The 18,057-nt window shown below is 68.7% G+C and carries 12 protein-coding genes; 10 read left to right on the forward strand and 2 right to left on the reverse strand.

The features are described 5' to 3' along the window. Window positions 1-2: 2 nt before the first annotated feature. On the reverse strand, window positions 3-767 hold the full coding sequence (locus tag ACNKFW_RS14100; RefSeq protein WP_147429089.1) for an IclR family transcriptional regulator: 765 nt from the start codon (window positions 765-767) through the stop codon (window positions 3-5). Between the two features lie 228 nt (window positions 768-995). Here ACNKFW_RS14100 and nadA point away from each other — a divergent pair, with 228 nt between their 5' ends. The 10 genes from nadA to ACNKFW_RS14150 all read left to right on the forward strand — a co-directional run bounded on the left by nadA (window position 996) and on the right by ACNKFW_RS14150 (window position 17,595). Further along, entirely contained in the window at window positions 996-2,048 is a 1,053-nt protein-coding gene (nadA, locus tag ACNKFW_RS14105; protein ID WP_147429088.1) for a quinolinate synthase NadA, read from the forward strand. Window position 2,049: 1 nt separating this feature from the next. After that, a complete protein-coding gene (locus tag ACNKFW_RS14110; RefSeq protein WP_418025480.1) occupies window positions 2,050-3,615 on the forward strand; it encodes an L-aspartate oxidase in 1,566 nt (521 codons plus the stop codon). Further along, window positions 3,612-4,463 (forward strand): carboxylating nicotinate-nucleotide diphosphorylase, encoded by an 852-nt coding sequence (gene nadC / locus ACNKFW_RS14115; RefSeq protein ID WP_147429086.1) that lies wholly within the window; start codon window positions 3,612-3,614, stop codon window positions 4,461-4,463. Before ACNKFW_RS14110 ends, nadC begins: the two co-directional genes overlap by 4 nt. Window positions 4,464-4,694: 231 nt before the next feature. Further along, window positions 4,695-7,091 carry a glycogen/starch/alpha-glucan phosphorylase gene (locus ACNKFW_RS14120; protein ID WP_147429085.1) on the forward strand — a complete coding sequence of 799 codons (2,397 nt, stop codon included), beginning with the start codon at window positions 4,695-4,697 and terminating at the stop codon, window positions 7,089-7,091. A gap of 19 nt (window positions 7,092-7,110) precedes the next feature. Next, complete coding sequence (gene glgB / locus ACNKFW_RS14125) at window positions 7,111-9,312, forward strand: 1,4-alpha-glucan branching protein GlgB (protein WP_147429084.1); 2,202 nt, start codon at window positions 7,111-7,113, stop codon at window positions 9,310-9,312. A gap of 79 nt (window positions 9,313-9,391) precedes the next feature. Beyond that, window positions 9,392-10,618: a glucose-1-phosphate adenylyltransferase gene (gene glgC / locus ACNKFW_RS14130; RefSeq protein WP_024842525.1), complete on the forward strand. Its 1,227-nt coding sequence runs from the start codon at window positions 9,392-9,394 to the stop codon at window positions 10,616-10,618. A gap of 13 nt (window positions 10,619-10,631) precedes the next feature. After that, window positions 10,632-12,032: a glycogen synthase GlgA gene (glgA, locus tag ACNKFW_RS14135; RefSeq protein ID WP_147429083.1), complete on the forward strand. Its 1,401-nt coding sequence runs from the start codon at window positions 10,632-10,634 to the stop codon at window positions 12,030-12,032. Then, on the forward strand, window positions 12,032-14,125 hold the full coding sequence (gene glgX / locus ACNKFW_RS14140) for a glycogen debranching protein GlgX (RefSeq protein ID WP_147429082.1): 2,094 nt from the start codon (window positions 12,032-12,034) through the stop codon (window positions 14,123-14,125). Before glgA ends, glgX begins: the two co-directional genes overlap by 1 nt. Then, on the forward strand, window positions 14,118-15,953 hold the full coding sequence (locus tag ACNKFW_RS14145) for a 4-alpha-glucanotransferase (RefSeq protein WP_147429081.1): 1,836 nt from the start codon (window positions 14,118-14,120) through the stop codon (window positions 15,951-15,953). The genes glgX and ACNKFW_RS14145 overlap by 8 nt, the downstream gene beginning before the upstream one ends. Window positions 15,954-15,963: 10 nt before the next feature. Beyond that, the gene (locus tag ACNKFW_RS14150) at window positions 15,964-17,595 is read left to right on the forward strand and encodes an alpha-D-glucose phosphate-specific phosphoglucomutase (RefSeq protein ID WP_147429080.1); all 1,632 of its coding nucleotides are present in this window, start codon (window positions 15,964-15,966) and stop codon (window positions 17,593-17,595) included. Between the two features lie 20 nt (window positions 17,596-17,615). Here the strand turns inward: ACNKFW_RS14150 and ACNKFW_RS14155 are convergent, their stop codons facing one another. Then, complete coding sequence (locus ACNKFW_RS14155; protein ID WP_147429079.1) at window positions 17,616-17,954, reverse strand: carboxymuconolactone decarboxylase family protein; 339 nt, start codon at window positions 17,952-17,954, stop codon at window positions 17,616-17,618. Window positions 17,955-18,057 lie beyond the last annotated feature (103 nt).

Raw genomic sequence — 18,057 nt, forward strand, 5'->3', positions numbered from 1 at the left:
GGTCAGGCCAGGTCGGCCAGTTCGCTTGCCGCGCGCTTCAGCGCCGGCAGATGCGTCATCGCCGTTTCCAGCGACATGCGCTGCACCGGCGCGTGGAAGGTCACGGCGGCCAGAACCCGGCCGCGCCCATCCAGCGCCGGGACCGAGATCCCGACCATGCCGGGAATGAATTCCTGGTCGTCGATGGCATGGCCCTGTTCGCGCACCCGCGCCAGTTCCTCGCGCAGGCTTTCGGCCGAGACGAAGGTGTTCGGCGTATGCGGATGCAGCCGGGCATGGCGCAGGAAATGCTCGACGCTTTGCGGGTTCATGAAGGCCAGGCAGACCTTGCCGGCCGCGGTGGCATGCAGCGGCACGCGGGTGCCCAGCTGGATCACCAGCCGCAGGGGCCAGTTCGTCTCGACGCGGTCCACATAGACCAGCGTGTCGCCTTCGGGGATCGAGATCGAACAGGTCTCGCCCACGGCGGTGAAAAGCCGCACCAGCACGTCGTGGCGCGGCAGGTCGTATTGGCAGGCATGCATGACGCCCAGCATCATCTGGCGCAGCTTGAGGCCGGGCAGGTAGCTGCGCCCGTCGAGCTGGCGCGACAGGTAGCCCTCTTGCTCCAGATTGGCGACCAGGCGGTGGATGGTGGGCTTGGGCAGGCCCAGGCTGGCATTGATCTCGGTCGCGGTCATCGGGCGCGCCTCGCGGGCCAGGGCTTCCAGGATCTGGAGGTTTCGCAGGCTGGGCGGCACCGGGGAACTGTCTTGGAACTCTTTCATGGCCTGAACCCGATCACTTTACTGTTCATTTTTACCGCAGGACGGCCCGAGGTCCAGACGTCAGGGGCCGGCAAGGCGGCTTGTCCTTTTGGCGCAGCTTAGCATTTGCGTTGCCCGAGCGTCATCCATGGGTTAGGAACCGCGACTCACAGGCCCGGGGCTCTGGTATCGGGGGCCCGGCGCATTATATCCGGGGTGACTGCGACGCGGGCAGAGTGGGGGGACCGAATGCTCGATCTGACGACCATCCGCAGCGAGCTGGGCTCGCATTACGATCTCGAGCCCTCGCTCGAGCTGGCCGAGCGCATGGCGGATGTCCATGCCCGGATGGGCCGCGTCATGCCCTGGCCGGACTGGGCGATCCACGCCCCCTATGTCGCAGCGATCAACAAGCTGAAAAAGGAACGCAATGCCGTGGTGCTGGCGCATAACTACATGACGCCGCAGATCTATCACGGCATTTCCGACGTGGTGGGCGACAGCCTGGCGCTGGCCATCGCCGCGACCAAGGTCGAGGCGCAGGTGATCGTGCAATGCGGCGTGCATTTCATGGCCGAGACCTCGAAGATCCTGAACCCGCAAAAGACGGTGCTGATGCCCGACATGGAGGCCGGCTGCTCGCTGGCCGAAAGCATCACCGCCGAGGGCATCGCCCAGATGCGCGCGCGTTACCCGGGCGCGCCGGTGGTCAGCTATGTCAACACCACCGCCGAGGTGAAGGCCGCCTCGGACATCTGCTGCACCAGCGCGAATGCGGCGCAGATCGTGGCGGCGCTGGATGCCGACACGATCATCATGACGCCGGACAAATGGCTGGCGCAGAATGTGGCGAACAAGGTGCCGCAAAAGCGCATCGTCTGGTGGGACGGCGCCTGCATCGTGCACGAGCAGTTCACGGCGCAGGATCTGCGCGACTTCCGCGACTGGAATCCGGGGCTGAAGATCATCGCCCATCCCGAATGCCCGCCCGAGGTGGTGGCCGAAGCCGATTATGCCGGCTCGACCGCCAATATCCAGGACTGGGTCGAGGCCGAGCGGCCGAAGCAGGTGATGTTGGTCACGGAATGCTCGATGGCCTCGAACATCTCGGACGCCAATCCCGAGGTCGAGTTCCTCGGACCCTGCAACATGTGCCCCTACATGCAGAAGATCACGCTGGAGAAGGTGCTCTGGTCGCTGCACACCATGACCGGTGTGGTCGAGGTCGATCCCCAGGTCGCCGATCGCGCCCGGCTGGCGGTGCAGCGCATGATCGACCTGTCGCAGCGTCTGGCAGCCTGAGGTGCGCGAGGTTTCGACCGGCCGCGTCGTCATTGTGGGCGCCGGCCTGGGTGCGCTTTACGCGGCGCTGAAACTGGCGCCGCGCCCGGTGCTGATGATCTCGCCCGAGGTGCTGGGCCAGGGCGCAAGCTCGGCCTGGGCGCAGGGCGGGGTGGCGGCGGCCATGGACCCGGCCGACAGCACCGAAGCCCATGCCCGCGACACGCTCCGCGCCGGCGCCGGCACCGTCGATCCCGCCATCGCGGCGCTGGTCACGGAGGAGGCGCGGGCGCATATCCTGGACCTGACCCGGCTCGGCACCCCTTTCGACCGCAAGCCGGATGGCGGCTATGTGCTGTCGCGCGAGGCGGCGCACAGCTTCGCCCGCGTCGTGCGGGTGCGCGGTGACCAGGCCGGGGCCGAGATCATGCGCGCGCTGGTCGCCTGCCTGCGCGAGGCCCCCTCGGTGCAGGTGCTGGAGGGGGTGATGGCCACCGGGCTGCGGGTCGAGGACGGCAGGGTCGCGGGGGTCGAGGTGGCGCTTTCCGGCCCGCAGGGCTCGGCGCCGCTGCTGATCCGGGCGCCGGCGGTGCTGCTGGCCGGCGGCGGCTCGGGCGGGCTTTACGCGCTGACCACCAATCCGCCGCGCATCCGCGGCCAGGTGATCGGCATGGCGGCGCGGGCCGGGGCCGAGATCGCCGATGCGGAATTCGTGCAGTTCCATCCCACCGCCATCGATTGCGGCGAGGATCCGGCGCCGCTGGCCACCGAGGCGCTGCGCGGCGAGGGCGCACATCTGGTCAACCGCCTGGGCGAACGCTTCATGCCGGCGGTGCATCCCGATGCCGAATTGGCGCCGCGCGACGTGGTGGCGCGCGCCATCTATGCACAAAGCCAGGCCGGGCTGCGACCGATGCTGGATACCCGCGCCTGCCTGGGCGACCGCATTCTGACCGAGTTTCCGGCCGTGGCGGGGGCCTGTGCGCGGGCCGGGATCGACCCGACGCGCGAGCCGATCCCGGTGGCGGCGGCAGCGCATTACCACATGGGCGGCGTGGCGGTGGACAGCGACGGCCGCGCCAGCCTCGACCGGCTCTGGGTCTGTGGCGAGGCGAGCTCGACCGGGCTGCATGGCGCCAACCGGCTGGCCTCGAACGGGCTTCTGGAGGCGCTGGTCTATGCCCGCCGCTGCGCGCTGTCCATCGCGGCGCGGCTGGGGCCGGTGCAGGACGCGCCCGAAATCGTGCTGCCCGACCTGCCGCCCGGCCCGGTGCCCGATCCGGCGCTGGTCGCCCGCCTGCGCCGCGCCATGACCGAGGGGGCGGGCGTCTTGCGCGATGCCGGGGGCCTGACCCGCTGCCTGCGCGAGATCGCCGCCATCGAGGCGGCGCAGCCCGATTGCCCGGCGCTGCTGAACATGACCGCCACCGCCACGCTGATCGCCGCCGCGGCGCTGATGCGGCAGGAAAGCCGCGGCGCGCATTGCCGCACCGATTTCCCGCAGACCCTGCCCGAGGGCCGCCGCTCGCGCCTGACGCTTTCGCAGGCGCTGGCCCTGCGCGCCTCGCTTGAACCGGAGACGACATGACCGAGATGCCACCGCTGCCCGAGATGATCATGGAACCGCTGGTCCGGGCCGCGCTGACCGAGGATCTGGGCACCTATGGCGACATCACCACCCGCACGGTGATCCCGGCCGGCACCCGCTACCGGGCGCGGATCGTGGCGCGCGAGGCGGGCGTGGCCTCTGGCATGCAACTGGCGGCCATCGCCTTTCGGCTGATCGACCCCGCGCTGGACTGTCGGTTGCACCATGCCGATGGCAGCCGTTTCCAGCCCGGCGACACGCTGGCCGAGATCGAGGGCGAGGCGGCCTCGATCCTCTCGGCCGAGCGGGTGGCGCTGAACTTTGCCGGCCGGCTGTCCGGCATCGCCACCCAGACGGCGGCATTCGTGGCCGAGACGGCGGGGACGAAGGCGCGCATCACCTGCACCCGCAAGACCACCCCCGGCCTGCGGCTGGTCGAGAAGCAGGCGGTGCTGCATGGCGGCGGCTTCAACCATCGCTTCAGCCTGTCGGACGCGATCCTGATCAAGGACAACCACATCGCCGCGGCGGGCGGCATCCGGCCGGTGCTGCAAGCCGTCAAGGCCCGCGCCTCGCATATGATGCGGGTCGAGATCGAGGTGGACCGGCTCGACCAGCTTGCAGAGGTGCTGGAGGAGGGCGGCGCCGATGTCGTGCTGCTGGACAACATGGAAACGGCCGCGCTGCGCGAGGCGGTGGCCATGGCCCAGGGCCGGGTGGTGCTGGAAGCCTCGGGCAACATGCGGCTGGCTCGCGTGGCCGAGGTGGCGGCGACGGGGGTGGATTACATCTCGGTCGGCGCGCTGACCCATTCGGCGCGCACCCTGGACCTGGGCCTGGATTTCTGACCGGCCAAGGGGCCGCAGAACATGCGGCCCTTGCCCGGTTTGGCGCAATCCTGCAGCGCACAATGCGGCAGGGGCGGGTGTTTCCGGCGTCCCGCGCCGGGTTTCGGCGCGATATTGCCCGCGCCGGTTAACGCTAACAGAATTTTCTCCCAACCGCTTGCTTTCGATCACGGATGCCTTAAGCCAAGAGATGACCCGAAAGGATACGGGTGTGCCGACAAAGGGTGATCCATGGCCAGGGACGACATGCCCCAAAGCGATTTCCGCGACGCGATCCTGTGGCACCTGACCTATACGCTGGGCAAGGATCCCGACCACGCGCAGCTTTTCGACTGGCGGCTGGCGCTGAGCCATGCGGTGCGCGACCGCATCGTGGATCGCTGGATGGCATCGACCCGCGCCACCTATCGCGCCGATGCCAAGCGGGTCTATTACCTGTCGATGGAATTCCTGATCGGCCGGCTGCTTCAGGACAATATCGTCAACCTGCAACTGGCCGACGAGGCACAGGAGGCGGTGGAAAGCTTCGGCCTCGACTGGCGCGGCGTGCTGCTGGACGAGCCCGACGCGGCATTGGGCAATGGCGGCCTGGGCCGGCTGGCGGCCTGTTTCATGGAATCGCTCGCCACGCTGGGTTGCCCGGCCTATGGCTATGGCATCCGCTACGAGCACGGGCTGTTTCGCCAGAGCTTTGCCGAAGGGCGGCAGATGGAATCGCCCGAGGACTGGCTGGAACAGCCCTTCGTCTGGCAGTTCGAACGCCCCGAGGCGCGTTTTGTCCTGGGTCTCGGCGGCCGGGTCGCGACCCGCGACGGCCGCGCGGTCTGGGAACCCGAAAGCTTCGTGCAATCCGAAGCCTATGACATCCCGGTCATCGGCTGGCGCGGCGCCTGGGCCAATACGCTGCGGCTCTGGGCCGGACGGGCGGTCGATCCCTTCGACCTGGCCCGCTTCAATGCCGGCGATTTCGCCGCTGCGGCCGAGGCCGAGGCGCTGGCGCGCACCATCTCGCGCGTGCTTTATCCCGAGGATTCGACCGAAAAGGGCAAGCGGCTGCGGCTGACGCAGGAATATTTCTTCTCGGCCGCCTCGATTCGCGACATCCTGCGCCGCTTCGAGGCCGAGCATGCCGACCTGCGCCTGTTGCCGCAGAAGGTGGCGATCCAGCTGAACGATACCCATCCCGCCATCGCCGGGCCGGAGCTGCTGCGCATCCTGCATGACGAACGCGGCCTGCCCTTCGACGAGGCGCTGGCGATCACCAGGGCTTGCGTGAACTACACCAACCACACGCTCTTGCCCGAGGCGCTGGAAAGCTGGGGCGAGGGGCTTTTCGGCGACCTGCTGCCGCGGCATCTGCAGATCATCGACCGCATCGACGCCGAGGATGCCCGCGCACATCCCGACCGCCGCAACACCGCGCGCGGCGACGGCAAGGTGCGAATGGGCGAGCTGTCCTTCATCCTGTCGAACCGCGTGAACGGCGTCTCGGCGCTGCATACCGGGCTGATGAAGACCACGGTCTTTGCCGACCAGCACCGCATCTGGCCCGACCGCATCGTGAACCAGACCAACGGCGTCACGCCGCGGCGCTGGCTTTTGGGCTGCAACCCGCGCCTGGCGCGGCTGATCACCCGGACCATCGGCGACGGTTGGGTGGGCGATCTGGAGCAGTTGCAGGCGCTGGAGCCCCATGTCGCCGATGCCGGCTGGCTGGAGGAATTCGCCGCCGTGAAGGCCGCCAACAAGGCCGATCTGAGCGGCTGGATCGCCCGCGACCATGGCGTGATGCTGGATCCGCAGGCGCTGTTCGACGTGCAGATCAAGCGCATCCACGAATACAAGCGCCAGCACCTGAACATCCTGGAAGCCATCGCCCTGTGGCAGGAGATGCGCGAGAACCCGTCCGCGGACTGGACGGCGCGGGTCAAGATCTTTGGCGGCAAGGCGGCGCCGGGCTATTTCTTTGCCAAGGACATCATCCGGCTGATCAACGACGTCGCTGCCGTCATCAATGCCGACGCGGCCACGAAGGAGAAGCTGCAGATCCTCTATCTGCCCAACTACAACGTGACGCTGGCCGAGCGGCTGATCCCGGCCGCCGACCTGTCCGAGCAGATCTCGACGGCCGGCAAGGAGGCGTCGGGCACCGGCAACATGAAATTCGCGCTGAACGGCGCGCCGACCATCGGCACGCTGGACGGCGCCAATGTCGAGATCCGCGAACTGGTGGGGCCCGAGAACTTCTTCCTGTTCGGCCTGACCGCCGAGGAGGCCGAGGCCCGCCGCGCCGTCCCCGACCATGCCGCCTGCGCGGTCGCCGCCGATCCGCGCCTCAAGCGCGCCGTCGAGGCGATCCGCAGCGGTGCCTTCAGCCCCGGCGAGCCGGACCGCTATGCCAATATCGTCGAGAACCTGACGGGGGCGGATTACTTCCTGGTCGCCTCGGATTTCGCCGATTACTGGCGGGCGCAGCGCGAGGTGGATTTTGCCTATGCCAACCGCGCGGAATGGACGCGCATGGCGGCGCTGAACGTGGCGCGCTCGGGCTGGTTCTCGTCGGATCGCACCATCCGCGGCTATATGCAGGACATCTGGAACGTGAAAAGCCTGCTCGGGCAGGAGTGACGCCGCAAGGGGGGGAACCATGGCGCAGATCGACCCCAATGAAGTCGCCGACCCCGCGGTGCTGGCCCGCATCGCCGAGGGGCGCTTCGACGATCCCTTCGCGGTCCTTGGTCCGCATCCGCGGGGGGGCTTGCGCCATGTCACCGCCTTCGATCCCGGCGCTCAGGAACTGGCGGCCATGGTCGGCGGCAAGGCGCATCCGCTGGCGCCGGTCGAGGGCTGTCCGGGCCTGTTCCACGGCAAGGTGCCGGGCGCGGAACCCTATCTCTTGCGCGGGCGCCGCGACGGCGAGGAATGGCTGGTCGAGGATGCCTATCGCTTCGGCCCGGTCTTGGGCGAGCTTGACGAATACCTGCTGGGCGAAGGCCGGCACCGGCGGCTCTGGCAGGCGCTCGGCGCGCATGTGATCGAGCATCAGGGCACGGCCGGCACGCATTTCGCGGTCTGGGCGCCCAATGCCCGCCGTGTCTCGCTGATCGGGGATTTCAACGCCTGGGACGGGCGGCGCCATGTCATGCGCCGCCGCGGCGCGACCGGCGTATGGGAGATCTTCATGCCCGGCCTGGGCGAGGGCACCGCCTATAAATACGAGATCCTCGGCGCCTATGGCGGGCTGGCGCAAAAGGCCGACCCAGTCGGCTTCGGCGCCCAGCACCCGCCGGCCACCGCCTCGGTGGTGCGCGACATCGCGGGCTATGGCTGGTCGGACCAGGGCTGGATGGGCACGCGGGCCGCGGCGCAGCGCATCGACCGCCCGATCTCGATCTACGAGGTGCATCTGGGCAGCTGGCGCAGGAAGGACGGCGGCCGGCCGATCTCATACCGCGAGGCGGCGGTGGAGCTGGTCGATTACGCCCGCGACATGGGCTTCACCCATATCGAGCTCTTGCCGATCAGCGAATACCCCTTTGACGGCTCATGGGGCTACCAGCCGGTCGGGCTGTTCGCGCCGACCATCCGCTTCGGCCCGCCGCACGAGTTCCGCGACCTGGTGAACGCTGCGCACAAGGCGGGGCTGGGGGTGATCCTCGACTGGGTGCCCGGCCATTTCCCGACCGATCCGCACGGGCTGGTGCAGTTCGACGGCACCGCGCTTTACGAGCATGCCGACCCGCGCGAGGGCTTTCACCAGGACTGGAACACGCTGATCTACAATTACGGCCGCAGCGAGGTGATGAACTACCTGACCTCGAACGCGCTTTATTGGCTTCGGGAGTACCACCTCGACGGGCTGCGGGTGGATGCGGTGGCCTCGATGCTCTATCGCGACTATTCCCGTGCCGAGGGGCAATGGATCCCCAACAAGGACGGCGGGCGCGAGAATTACGAAGCCATCGCCATGCTGCAGGAGATGAACCGCCTGACCTATGGCGAGGAACCGGGCATCATGACCGTGGCCGAGGAATCGACCAGCTACCCCAAGGTCTCGCGGCCGGTGCATGAAGGCGGCCTGGGCTTCGGCTTCAAGTGGAGCATGGGCTGGATGAACGACACGCTGGATTATATCCGGCGCGAGCCGATCCATCGCAAGCACCATCACCACCAGATGACCTTCGGCCTGCATTACGCCTTTTCCGAGAATTTCATCCTGCCGATCAGCCATGACGAGGTGGTGCACGGCAAGGGCTCGATGCTGGCCAAGATGCCCGGCAGCGAATGGGAGAAATTCGCCAACCTGCGCGCCTATTACGGCTTCATGTGGGGCCATCCGGGCAAGAAGCTGCTGTTCATGGGCCAGGAATTCGCCCAAGGCTCGGAATGGAACCACGATGCCGAGATCGACTGGGCCTGCATCGGCAACCCGCTGCATTACGGCATGCAATTGCTGGTGCGCGACCTGAACGCCATCTATCGCGCGACCCCCGCGCTTTACGCGAAGGATTGCGACGGCGCCGGCTTCCAGTGGATCGAGGCCAATGACGCCGCGCATTCCATCTATGCCTGGATCCGGCGCGGTGGTCCGGGCGATGCCGCGGTGGTGGTGGTCTGCAACTTCACCCCGGTCGAGCGCAGCGGCTGGCGCATGGGCTTTCCGCAGCCGGGCCTGTGGCGCGAGGTGCTGAACACCGATGCCGAGGTCTATGGCGGGGCCGGGCGCGGCAATCTGGGCCGCGTCACCGCCCTGCCGGGCGAAAGCCACGGCCAGCCCGCCCATGCCGACCTGGTGCTGCCGCCGCTTTCGACGCTGATTTTCATCAAGGACGACAGGACGACATCATAGCAACCACACCCGCGCGCCGGGCAAAAAGGGAGAGGGCAGAGAGATGGCACCGCGTGAGGAAAGGCTTTCCAGACGATCCATGGCCTTCATTCTGGCCGGCGGCCGCGGCTCGCGCCTGCGCGAACTGACCGACAAGCGCGTGAAGCCCGCGGTCTATTTCGGCGGCAAGTCGCGGATCATCGATTTCGCGCTGTCGAACGCGCTGAACTCGGGCATCCGCAAGATGGCGCTGGCTACGCAATACAAGGCCCACAGCCTGATCCGCCATGTCCAGCGCGGCTGGAACTTCTTTCGCGCCGAGCGCAACGAGTTCCTCGACATCCTGCCCGCGTCCCAGCGTTACGACGAATCGATGTGGTATCGCGGCACGGCCGATGCGGTGGCGCAGAACATTGACATCATCGACAGCTACGGCGTCGATTACGTGCTGATCCTGGCCGGCGATCATATCTACAAGATGGATTACGAACTGATGATCCGCCACCATGTCGAGGCGGGTGCGGACGTGACCATCGGCTGCCTGACCGTGCCGCGGGCCGAGGCCTCGGCCTTCGGCGTCATGGCGGTGGACGGCAAGGACGTCATCACCAGCTTCCTGGAAAAGCCCGCCGATCCGCCCGGCACGCCGGATGATCCCGAGGTGACGCTGGCCTCGATGGGCATCTATGTGTTCCGCTGGGACTTCCTGCGCGACCTCTTGATCCGCGACATGCAGGACGACAATTCCAGCCATGATTTCGGCAACGACCTGATCCCGCAGATCGTCAGGAACGGCAAGGCGCAGGCGCATCGCTTCGCCGACAGCTGCGTGCGCTCGGACGGCGATCCGGTCTATTGGCGCGACGTGGGCACGGTCGACGCCTTCTGGCGGGCGAATATCGACCTGACCGACTTCAACCCCGACCTGAACCTCTGGGACCGCGACTGGCCGATCTGGACCTATTCCGAGCTGGTGCCGCCCGCCAAGTTCATCCATGACGAGCCCGACCGCCGCGGCAGCGCCGTCAGCTCGCTGATCTCGGGCGGCTGCATCATCTCGGGCAGCGAGATCCGCGAGTCGCTGTTGTTCACCCAGGTCCATACCAATTCCTATTCCAGCCTGGAGCGCGCGGTGGTGTTGCCCTATGCCAATGTCGCCCGACACGCGCGTTTGACCAATGTGGTCATTGACCGCGCCGTCAGAATCCCCGAAGGGCTGGTCGTCGGCGAAGACCCCGACGAGGACGCGAAATGGTTCCGCGTCTCGGAAGGCGGCGTCACGCTGATCACGCAGGACATGCTGGATCGAAGGGAAGCGTCTTTATGAGGGTCTTGTCCGTATGAGGGTTCTGTCCGTCGCCTCGGAATGCGTGCCGCTGGTCAAGACCGGCGGGCTGGCCGATGTGGCCGGGGCGCTGCCGGCGGCGCTGGCCGGGCACGGGGTCGGGATGCGGGTGTTGCTGCCCGGCTATCCGGCGGTGCTGGGGGCCGCGGCCAAGGCGCCGGCCGTGCGCGAGATCCCGGAGCTGTTCGGCGGCCCGGCCCGCATCCGGCGCGGCGCACTGGGGGATGCGGTGCTTTACATCCTGGACGCGCCGCATCTTTTCGACCGGCAGGGCGGCATCTATCTGGGGCCGGACGGCCGCGACTGGCCCGACAATCCGCAGCGTTTCGCCGCGCTTTGCAAGGCCGCCGCGCTGATCGCCGCCGAGGGGATCGAGGACTGGCGCCCGCAGGTGCTGCACCTGCACGACTGGCAGGCCGGCCTGACCCCGGTCTATCTGCGCCAGGCCGGGGTGCGGGACGTGCGAACGCTGCTGACCATCCACAACATTGCCTTCCAGGGCCTGGCGCCGGCGCATATGCTCTCGGCGCTGCAACTGCCGGCGCATCTCTTCAACCCGCGCGGCTTCGAATATTGGGGCCGGATCTCGGCGCTGAAGGCGGGAATCGTCTTTGCCGACAAGGTCTCGACCGTCAGCCCGACCTATGCCGAAGAGCTGATGACCCCGGAATTCGGCATGGGGATGGAGGGGGTGCTGGCCGACCGCGCCGGCGATTTCACCGGCATCCTGAACGGCATCGACCTGGATGCCTGGACGCCGCCCTATGCCGCGCCCGAGGGCAAGGCGCCGCATCGCGCCGCGCTGCGCAAGGAATTCGGCCTGCCCGAGGCCGAAGGGCCGCTTTGCGTCGTCGTTTCGCGCCTGACCGGGCAGAAGGGGCTGGACCTCTTGATCGAGGCGCTGCCGGCGCTGCTGGAGAACGGCGGCCAGCTTGCGGTGCTGGGATCGGGCGATCCTGGGCTGGAAGCGGCCTTTTCCCAGGCTGCCGCCCGCCACCCCGGCGTCGCGCTGCGGCTGGGCTATGACGAGCCGCTGTCGCGCCGCATGATCGCCGGCGGCGACGCCATCCTGGTGCCCTCGCGCTTCGAGCCCTGCGGGCTGACGCAGCTTTACGGGCTGCGCTTCGGCACCCTGCCGCTGGTGGCGCTGACCGGCGGGCTGGCCGATACCGTCATCAACGCCTCGGCGGCGGGGCTGGCTGCGGGCGTGGCGACCGGGGTGCAATTCCACCCGGTCGATGCCCGGGCGCTGTCCCGGGCGCTGTCGCGGCTCTGCGCGCTCTGGCGCCAGCCTGCCGTGTGGCGACGGATGACGGAAAACGCCATGGCGCATCCGGTCGGCTGGGACGCCTCGGCCCGCGCCTATGCCGAGCTGTTCGGGGCGATGGCCGCCTGATGACCGGGCTGCGCATCTTCGAGGGCCGGGCGGAACCGCTGGGCGCCACCTTCGACGGCGAGGGCGTGAACTTCGCCGTGTTCTCGGAACATGCGCGCCGGGTGACGCTGTGCCTGTTTTCCCCCGACGGCCGGACCGAGACGTACCGGCTGGACCTGCCGGAACGCGACGGCGACGTCTGGCACGGCTATGTCCCCGGCCTGCGCCCCGGCCAGCTTTACGGGCTGCGCGCCGACGGTCCCTATGCGCCCTCCGAGGGGCACCGCTTCAACTATCACAAGCTGCTTCTCGATCCCTATGCCAAGCGGCTGACCCGGCATCTGGTCTGGCACGATGCGCTGATGGGCTATACGGTCGGTGCGCCCGAGGCCGACCTGAGCTTCGACCGCCGCGACAGCGCCCGCTTCATGCCGCGCTGCGTGGTCGAGGATCCCTCCTTCGCCTGGGGCCCCGACCAGCCGCCGCGCCGCGACATCGCCGAGACGGTGATCTACGAGGCCCATGTCAAGGGCCTGACGCAACTGCACCCTGATGTCCCGCATCGCGGCACCTTCCTGGGCCTCGCCTCGGACCCTGTGCTGGAGCATCTGCAAGCCCTGGGCATCACCGCGCTGGAGCTCTTGCCGGCGCAAGCCTTCCTCAACGACCGCTTCTTGCTGGAGAAGGGGCTGGTGAACTATTGGGGCTACCAGACGCTGGGCTTCTTCGCCCCCGATCCGCGCTATCTGGCCAAGGGCCAGATCGCCGAGTTCCAGCATATGGTCGCCCGCATGCATGCCGCCGGCATCGAGGTCATCATGGACGTGGTCTACAACCACACCGGCGAGGGTAACGAGCTTGGCCCGACGCTCAGCTTCCGCGGCCTCGACAATCGCAGCTATTACCGGCTGCAGGAGGATCCGCGCCATTACGTCGACGACACCGGCACCGGCAACACGCTGAACGTCAATCACCCGATGGTGCTGCGCATGGTCATGGACAGCCTGCGCTACTGGGTCGAGGTGATGCATGTGGACGGGTTCCGCTTCGACCTTTGCGCCACGCTGGGCCGGCGGGTTCGTGGCGGCTTCGACCGCAGCGCCTCGTTCTTCGACGCGATCCGGCAGGATCCGGTGCTGACGCGGGTGAAGCTGATCGCCGAGCCCTGGGACATCGGTCCCGGCGGCTATCAGCTGGGCGGCTTTCCGCCGCCGTTCCTGGAATGGAACGACAAGTATCGCGACGGCATCCGCCGCTTCTGGCGCGGCGACGCGCGGCAGGTGCCGGAGTTGGCCGACCGCATGGCGGGCTCCGCCCGGCAGTTCGACCATTCCGGCCGGCCCGCCACGGCTTCGGTGAACTTCCTGACCGCGCATGACGGCTTCACGCTGATGGACGTGGTCAGCTATTCCGAAAAGCACAACCAGGCCAATGGCGAGGAGAACCGCGACGGCCATTCCGAGAATTTCTCGGACAACATGGGCGCCGAGGGGCCCAGCGACGACCCCGCGATCCGGGACGCCCGCGCGCGGCGGCGGCGCAACCTGCTGGCGACGCTGCTTCTGTCGCAGGGCACGCCGATGCTGCTGGCCGGGGACGAGCTGGGCAATTCGCAACAGGGCAACAACAACGCCTATTGCCAGGACAACGAGATCGGCTGGGTGCAATGGCAGGGTGCCGACCCGGCCTTCCTGGACTTCACCCGCAAGCTCATCGCCTTTCGCCGCGCCCATCCGATCCTGCGGCAGAAACGTTTCCTGCATTCGCGCCCGCGCCTGACCGACGGGCTGCCCGACCTGTTCTGGCTGCGCCCGGACGGCGCGCAGATGACCCCGGCCGATTGGGGCAATCCCGAGCTGCGCGTGCTTTGCGCCGAGCTGCGCATGGCCGCCGGCACCCCCGAATATGCGCAGCGCGAGGAGGCGCTGTTTCTGGTCTTCAACAACGGTGAGCCGCTGGAGGTGGTGCTGCCCGAGCGCCCCGAGGGCTGGCGCTGGCGGCTGCATCTGGATACCAGCCGCCCCGACCTGGCCCCGCATGTGGTCGAGGCCGAGCGGCTGGCGGTGGACGGCCAGTCGACCCTCGCCTTCGATCTGGAGCGCGAGCATGGCTGATCCGCGCCTGACCCTGGCCGGTCGCATGGGCGTGCTGCCGGGCTTTCACGACCTTGCCGGGCAATGGCGCGAGACCTCGGTCGAGACGGCGGTGGCGCTGCTTGCCGCCATGGGTCTTGCCGTGCCCACGGCGGCCGAGGCGCAGGCGGCGCTGGACGACCATGCCGTCCGCCTGCCGCAGGATGTGATCTGCGCTGCCGGCGCGCGCCCCGACCTGGCCTTGGACGACTGGCAACTGACCTTCGAGGACGGCACCGAGGCCGAGGGGAACGGCCCGCTGCCCGTGCTGCCGCTGGGCATCCACCGCCTGCGGGCCGGGGGCCGGGACTATACGCTGCTCGCCGCGCCGCCGCGCCTGCCGGGGCCGGCGCGCTGCTGGGGGCTGGCCGCGCCGCTCTACGGCATTTCGGAAACCGGGATCGGCAGCTATGCCGACCTTGCGGTGCTGGCCAAGGGGATGGGCCGGCAAGGGGCGGCATTCCTGGGCATCAACCCGGTCCATGCCGGCTTTCCGACCGAGCCGCAGCTGTCCAGCCCCTATACCCCCTCGCATCGACGGCGGCTGAACGTGATCCACCTGCCCGGCGGCCCCGGCACCCCCGGCCCGCGCATCGACTATGCCCGCGACATCCCCGCCCGCATGGCGGCCTTGCGGGCGGGATACGACGCCTTTCCCGGCGATCCGGCCTTCGACGCCTGGCAGGCGGCGGAGGGCGAGGGCCTGCAACGCTTTGCCCTGCATCAGGCGCTCTCGGCCCGGCTGGGGGCCTTCTGGGGCGACTGGCCGGCGACCCTCGCCTCGCCCGACACGCCCGCCGCCATCGCCGCGCGGGCCGATCTGGCCGGCGAGATGCGCTTTCACGCCTGGCTGCAATGGCGGGCCGAGCGGGCCTTGGCGGCGGCCGGGCAGGCGGCGCGCGACGGCGGCATGGCGCATGGGCTCTATCTCGACCTCGCCGTCGGCACTCATCCCTTCGGCGCCGAGACCTGGGAGGACCGTGCCAGCTTCGCCTTCGGCGCCTCGCTCGGTGCGCCGCCCGACGCTTTCGCCCCGCAGGGGCAGAACTGGAGCCTCGCGCCCTTCAGCCCCTTGGGTCTGCGTGCCCAAGCCTATGCGCCGCTGGCCGAGACCCTGCGCCGCCAGCTGCAATTCGCCGGCGTGCTGCGCATCGACCACATCCTGGGTTTCGAGCGCGCCTATTGGGTGCCGGACGCCGCCCCCGGCGCCTATGTCGCCATGCCGCGCGATGCCATGCTGGCCGTGGCCCGGATCGAGGCGGCGCGCGCCGGCAATGCGGTGCTCGTCGGCGAGGATCTGGGCAATATCCCCGACGGCCTGCGCGAGGCGCTGGCGGCTTCCGGCATCCTCGGCTGCCGCGTGGCGATGTTCGAGCGCGAGGGCTGGCATCCGCCGGCCTTCCGCCCGGCCGAATCCTATGACCAGGGCGCCATCGCCAGCTTCTCGACCCACGACCTGCCGACCTGGCGCGGCTGGCGGCGTGGCGCCGACATCGCTGCCCGCGCCGGCATCGCCGGGCAGGAAACCGCCGCCGGGCAGCAAGAACGCGCCGAGGAGGTCGTCGCCTTCGACCGGCTGCTGCCCGATCCCGGCTTGGACGCGCTGCACGGTTTCCTGGCCCGCACGCCGTCGCGTCTGGTGGCGGTGCAGGCGGAGCTGCTGCTCGACATGGCCGACCAGCCGAACCTGCCCGGCACGGTCGGCGAATATCCGAACTGGCAGCTGCGCCTGCCGGTGGCGGCCGGGGATTTCCCGGCATTGCCCTCGGTCGCGCGGACTGCCAGCATCATGCGCGACCACGAACGCTAAGGAGAGGTCCATGACCGTTCACACCGTCCCGACCCAGCCCATCGCGGGGCAAAAGCCCGGCACCTCGGGCCTGCGCAAGAAGACCTCGGTCTTCATGCAGCCGCATTACCTGGAAAACTTCGTGCAGGCGATCTGGAACGGCACCGGCGGCGCCGCGGGCAAGACCTATGTGCTGGGCGGCGACGGGCGCTATTTCGGCGACCGCGCCGCGCAGGTCATCCTGCGCATGGCCGCGGCCAGCGGCGCGAAGAAGGTGATCGTCGGCCAGAACGCGCTGCTTTCCACCCCCGCCGCTTCGCACCTGATCCGGCTGCGCGGGGCGGATGGCGGCATCATCATGTCCGCCAGCCACAATCCCGGCGGCCCGACCGAGGATTTCGGCGTCAAATACAATATCGGCAATGGCGGCCCGGCCCCCGAGCCGGTGACCGAGGCGATCTTCGAGGCCACCAAGACCCTGGCCGAATACCACATCCTCGACGCGCAGGACGTGGACCTGGCCACGCCGGGGACCAAGGCCCTGGGCGGCATGGAGGTCGAGGTCGTCGACCCGGTCGCCGATTATGCCGAGCTGATGCGCTCGATCTTCGATTTCGGCAAGATCCGCGCGCTGTTCGCCGACGGCTTCCGCATCCGCTTCGACGCCATGCATGCGGTCACCGGCCCCTATGCCAGGGCGATCCTGGAAGGCGAGCTGGGCGCGCCCGCGGGCTCGGTGGTGAATGCCGTTCCCAGTCCCGATTTCGGCGGCGGCCATCCCGACCCGAACCCGATCTGGGCCAAGGATCTGATGGATGCGATGTTCGGGCCGGACGCGCCGGATTTCGGCGCCGCCTCGGATGGCGACGGCGACCGCAACATGATCGTCGGCCGCAACTGCTACGTGACGCCTTCGGACAGCCTGGCGGTGCTGGCTGCGAACGCCACGCTGGTCCCGGCCTATGCCGGCGGGTTGAAAGGCGTGGCGCGCTCCATGCCGACCTCGCGGGCGCTGGACCGGGTGGCCGAGCGCCTGGGCCTGGCCTGCTACGAGACGCCGACCGGCTGGAAATTCTTCGGCAACCTGCTCGACGCCGGCAAGGCGACGCTCTGCGGCGAGGAAAGCGCCGGCACCGGTTCGGACCATGTGCGGGAAAAGGACGGGCTCTGGGCGGTGCTGTTCTGGCTGAACCTGCTGGCCGAGCGCCGGCAGCCGGTGGCCGGGATCATGGCCGACCATTGGGCGAAATACGGCCGCAACTACTATTCCCGCCACGACTATGAGGCGGTGGATGCCGCGGCCGCGGCCGAGCTGATGCAGGCGCTGCGCGAGCGTCTGGCCGATCTGCCGGGCCAGGCCGCGGCCGGGCTGCGGATCGAGGCGGCGGACGAGTTCGCCTATGACGACCCGGTGGACGGCTCGCGCAGCGAGGGGCAGGGCCTGCGCATCATGACCGAGGGCGGCGGCCGCATCGTGCTGCGCCTGTCGGGCACCGGCACCGAGGGGGCGACGCTGCGCGTCTACCTGGAGCGGGTCGAGACCGATCCCGCCCGGATGCAGGACGATCCGCAACAGGCGCTGGCAGGCATCGTCGCCGCCGCCGAGGAAATCGCCGGCATCCGCGCCCGCACCGGCCGGGATGCGCCCGACGTCATCACCTGAGCGCGTCCCGCGCGGCGGGATCAGCCCGCCGCCAGCTCGTCCCAGCAGGCCAGCGCGTGGCCGGCATACATCAGGCCCGGCCCGCCGCTCATCTGGATCGCCATGGACAACACGTCGCCCAGTTCCTCGCGCGTGGCGCCGGCCTTCATCAGCGCCTCGACATGAAGCAGGATGCAGGGCTCGCAGCGCTGGACGATGGCCATGCCGACGGCGATGAATTCCTTGGTCTTGGCGTCCAGCACGCCGCCGTCATGCACCGCCTTGGACAGTGCGCCGAAGCCCTTGGTGGCGTCGGGGATGGCCTTGTTCATCACCCGCAATTCGCTGCGCATCTCGTCGATCTTTGCCTTGTAGCTCATGGTTCGCACTCCTTCTGGGCCGGGCATGGCTAGCCCGGCGCCGATCGCAACGGCTTGATCCAGATCAAGGGAATTGCGAATTTTCGCAGGTTCGCGGCAAGGT

The sequence above is a fragment of the Paracoccus sp. TD-10 genome, from assembly GCF_048270675.1.
Lineage (GTDB): Bacteria > Pseudomonadota > Alphaproteobacteria > Rhodobacterales > Rhodobacteraceae > Paracoccus > Paracoccus pantotrophus.

Coding starts and splice junctions, on each gene's coding strand:
- ACNKFW_RS14100 (WP_147429089.1), bottom strand. CDS start 767: ATGAAAGAGTTCCAAGACAGTTCCCCGGTGCCGCCCAGCCTGCGAAAC.
- nadA (WP_147429088.1), top strand. CDS start 996: ATGCTCGATCTGACGACCATCCGCAGCGAGCTGGGCTCGCATTACGAT.
- nadC (WP_147429086.1), top strand. CDS start 3,612: ATGACCGAGATGCCACCGCTGCCCGAGATGATCATGGAACCGCTGGTC.
- ACNKFW_RS14120 (WP_147429085.1), top strand. CDS start 4,695: ATGGCCAGGGACGACATGCCCCAAAGCGATTTCCGCGACGCGATCCTG.
- glgB (WP_147429084.1), top strand. CDS start 7,111: ATGGCGCAGATCGACCCCAATGAAGTCGCCGACCCCGCGGTGCTGGCC.
- glgC (WP_024842525.1), top strand. CDS start 9,392: ATGGCCTTCATTCTGGCCGGCGGCCGCGGCTCGCGCCTGCGCGAACTG.
- glgA (WP_147429083.1), top strand. CDS start 10,632: ATGAGGGTTCTGTCCGTCGCCTCGGAATGCGTGCCGCTGGTCAAGACC.
- glgX (WP_147429082.1), top strand. CDS start 12,032: ATGACCGGGCTGCGCATCTTCGAGGGCCGGGCGGAACCGCTGGGCGCC.
- ACNKFW_RS14145 (WP_147429081.1), top strand. CDS start 14,118: ATGGCTGATCCGCGCCTGACCCTGGCCGGTCGCATGGGCGTGCTGCCG.
- ACNKFW_RS14150 (WP_147429080.1), top strand. CDS start 15,964: ATGACCGTTCACACCGTCCCGACCCAGCCCATCGCGGGGCAAAAGCCC.
- ACNKFW_RS14155 (WP_147429079.1), bottom strand. CDS start 17,954: ATGAGCTACAAGGCAAAGATCGACGAGATGCGCAGCGAATTGCGGGTG.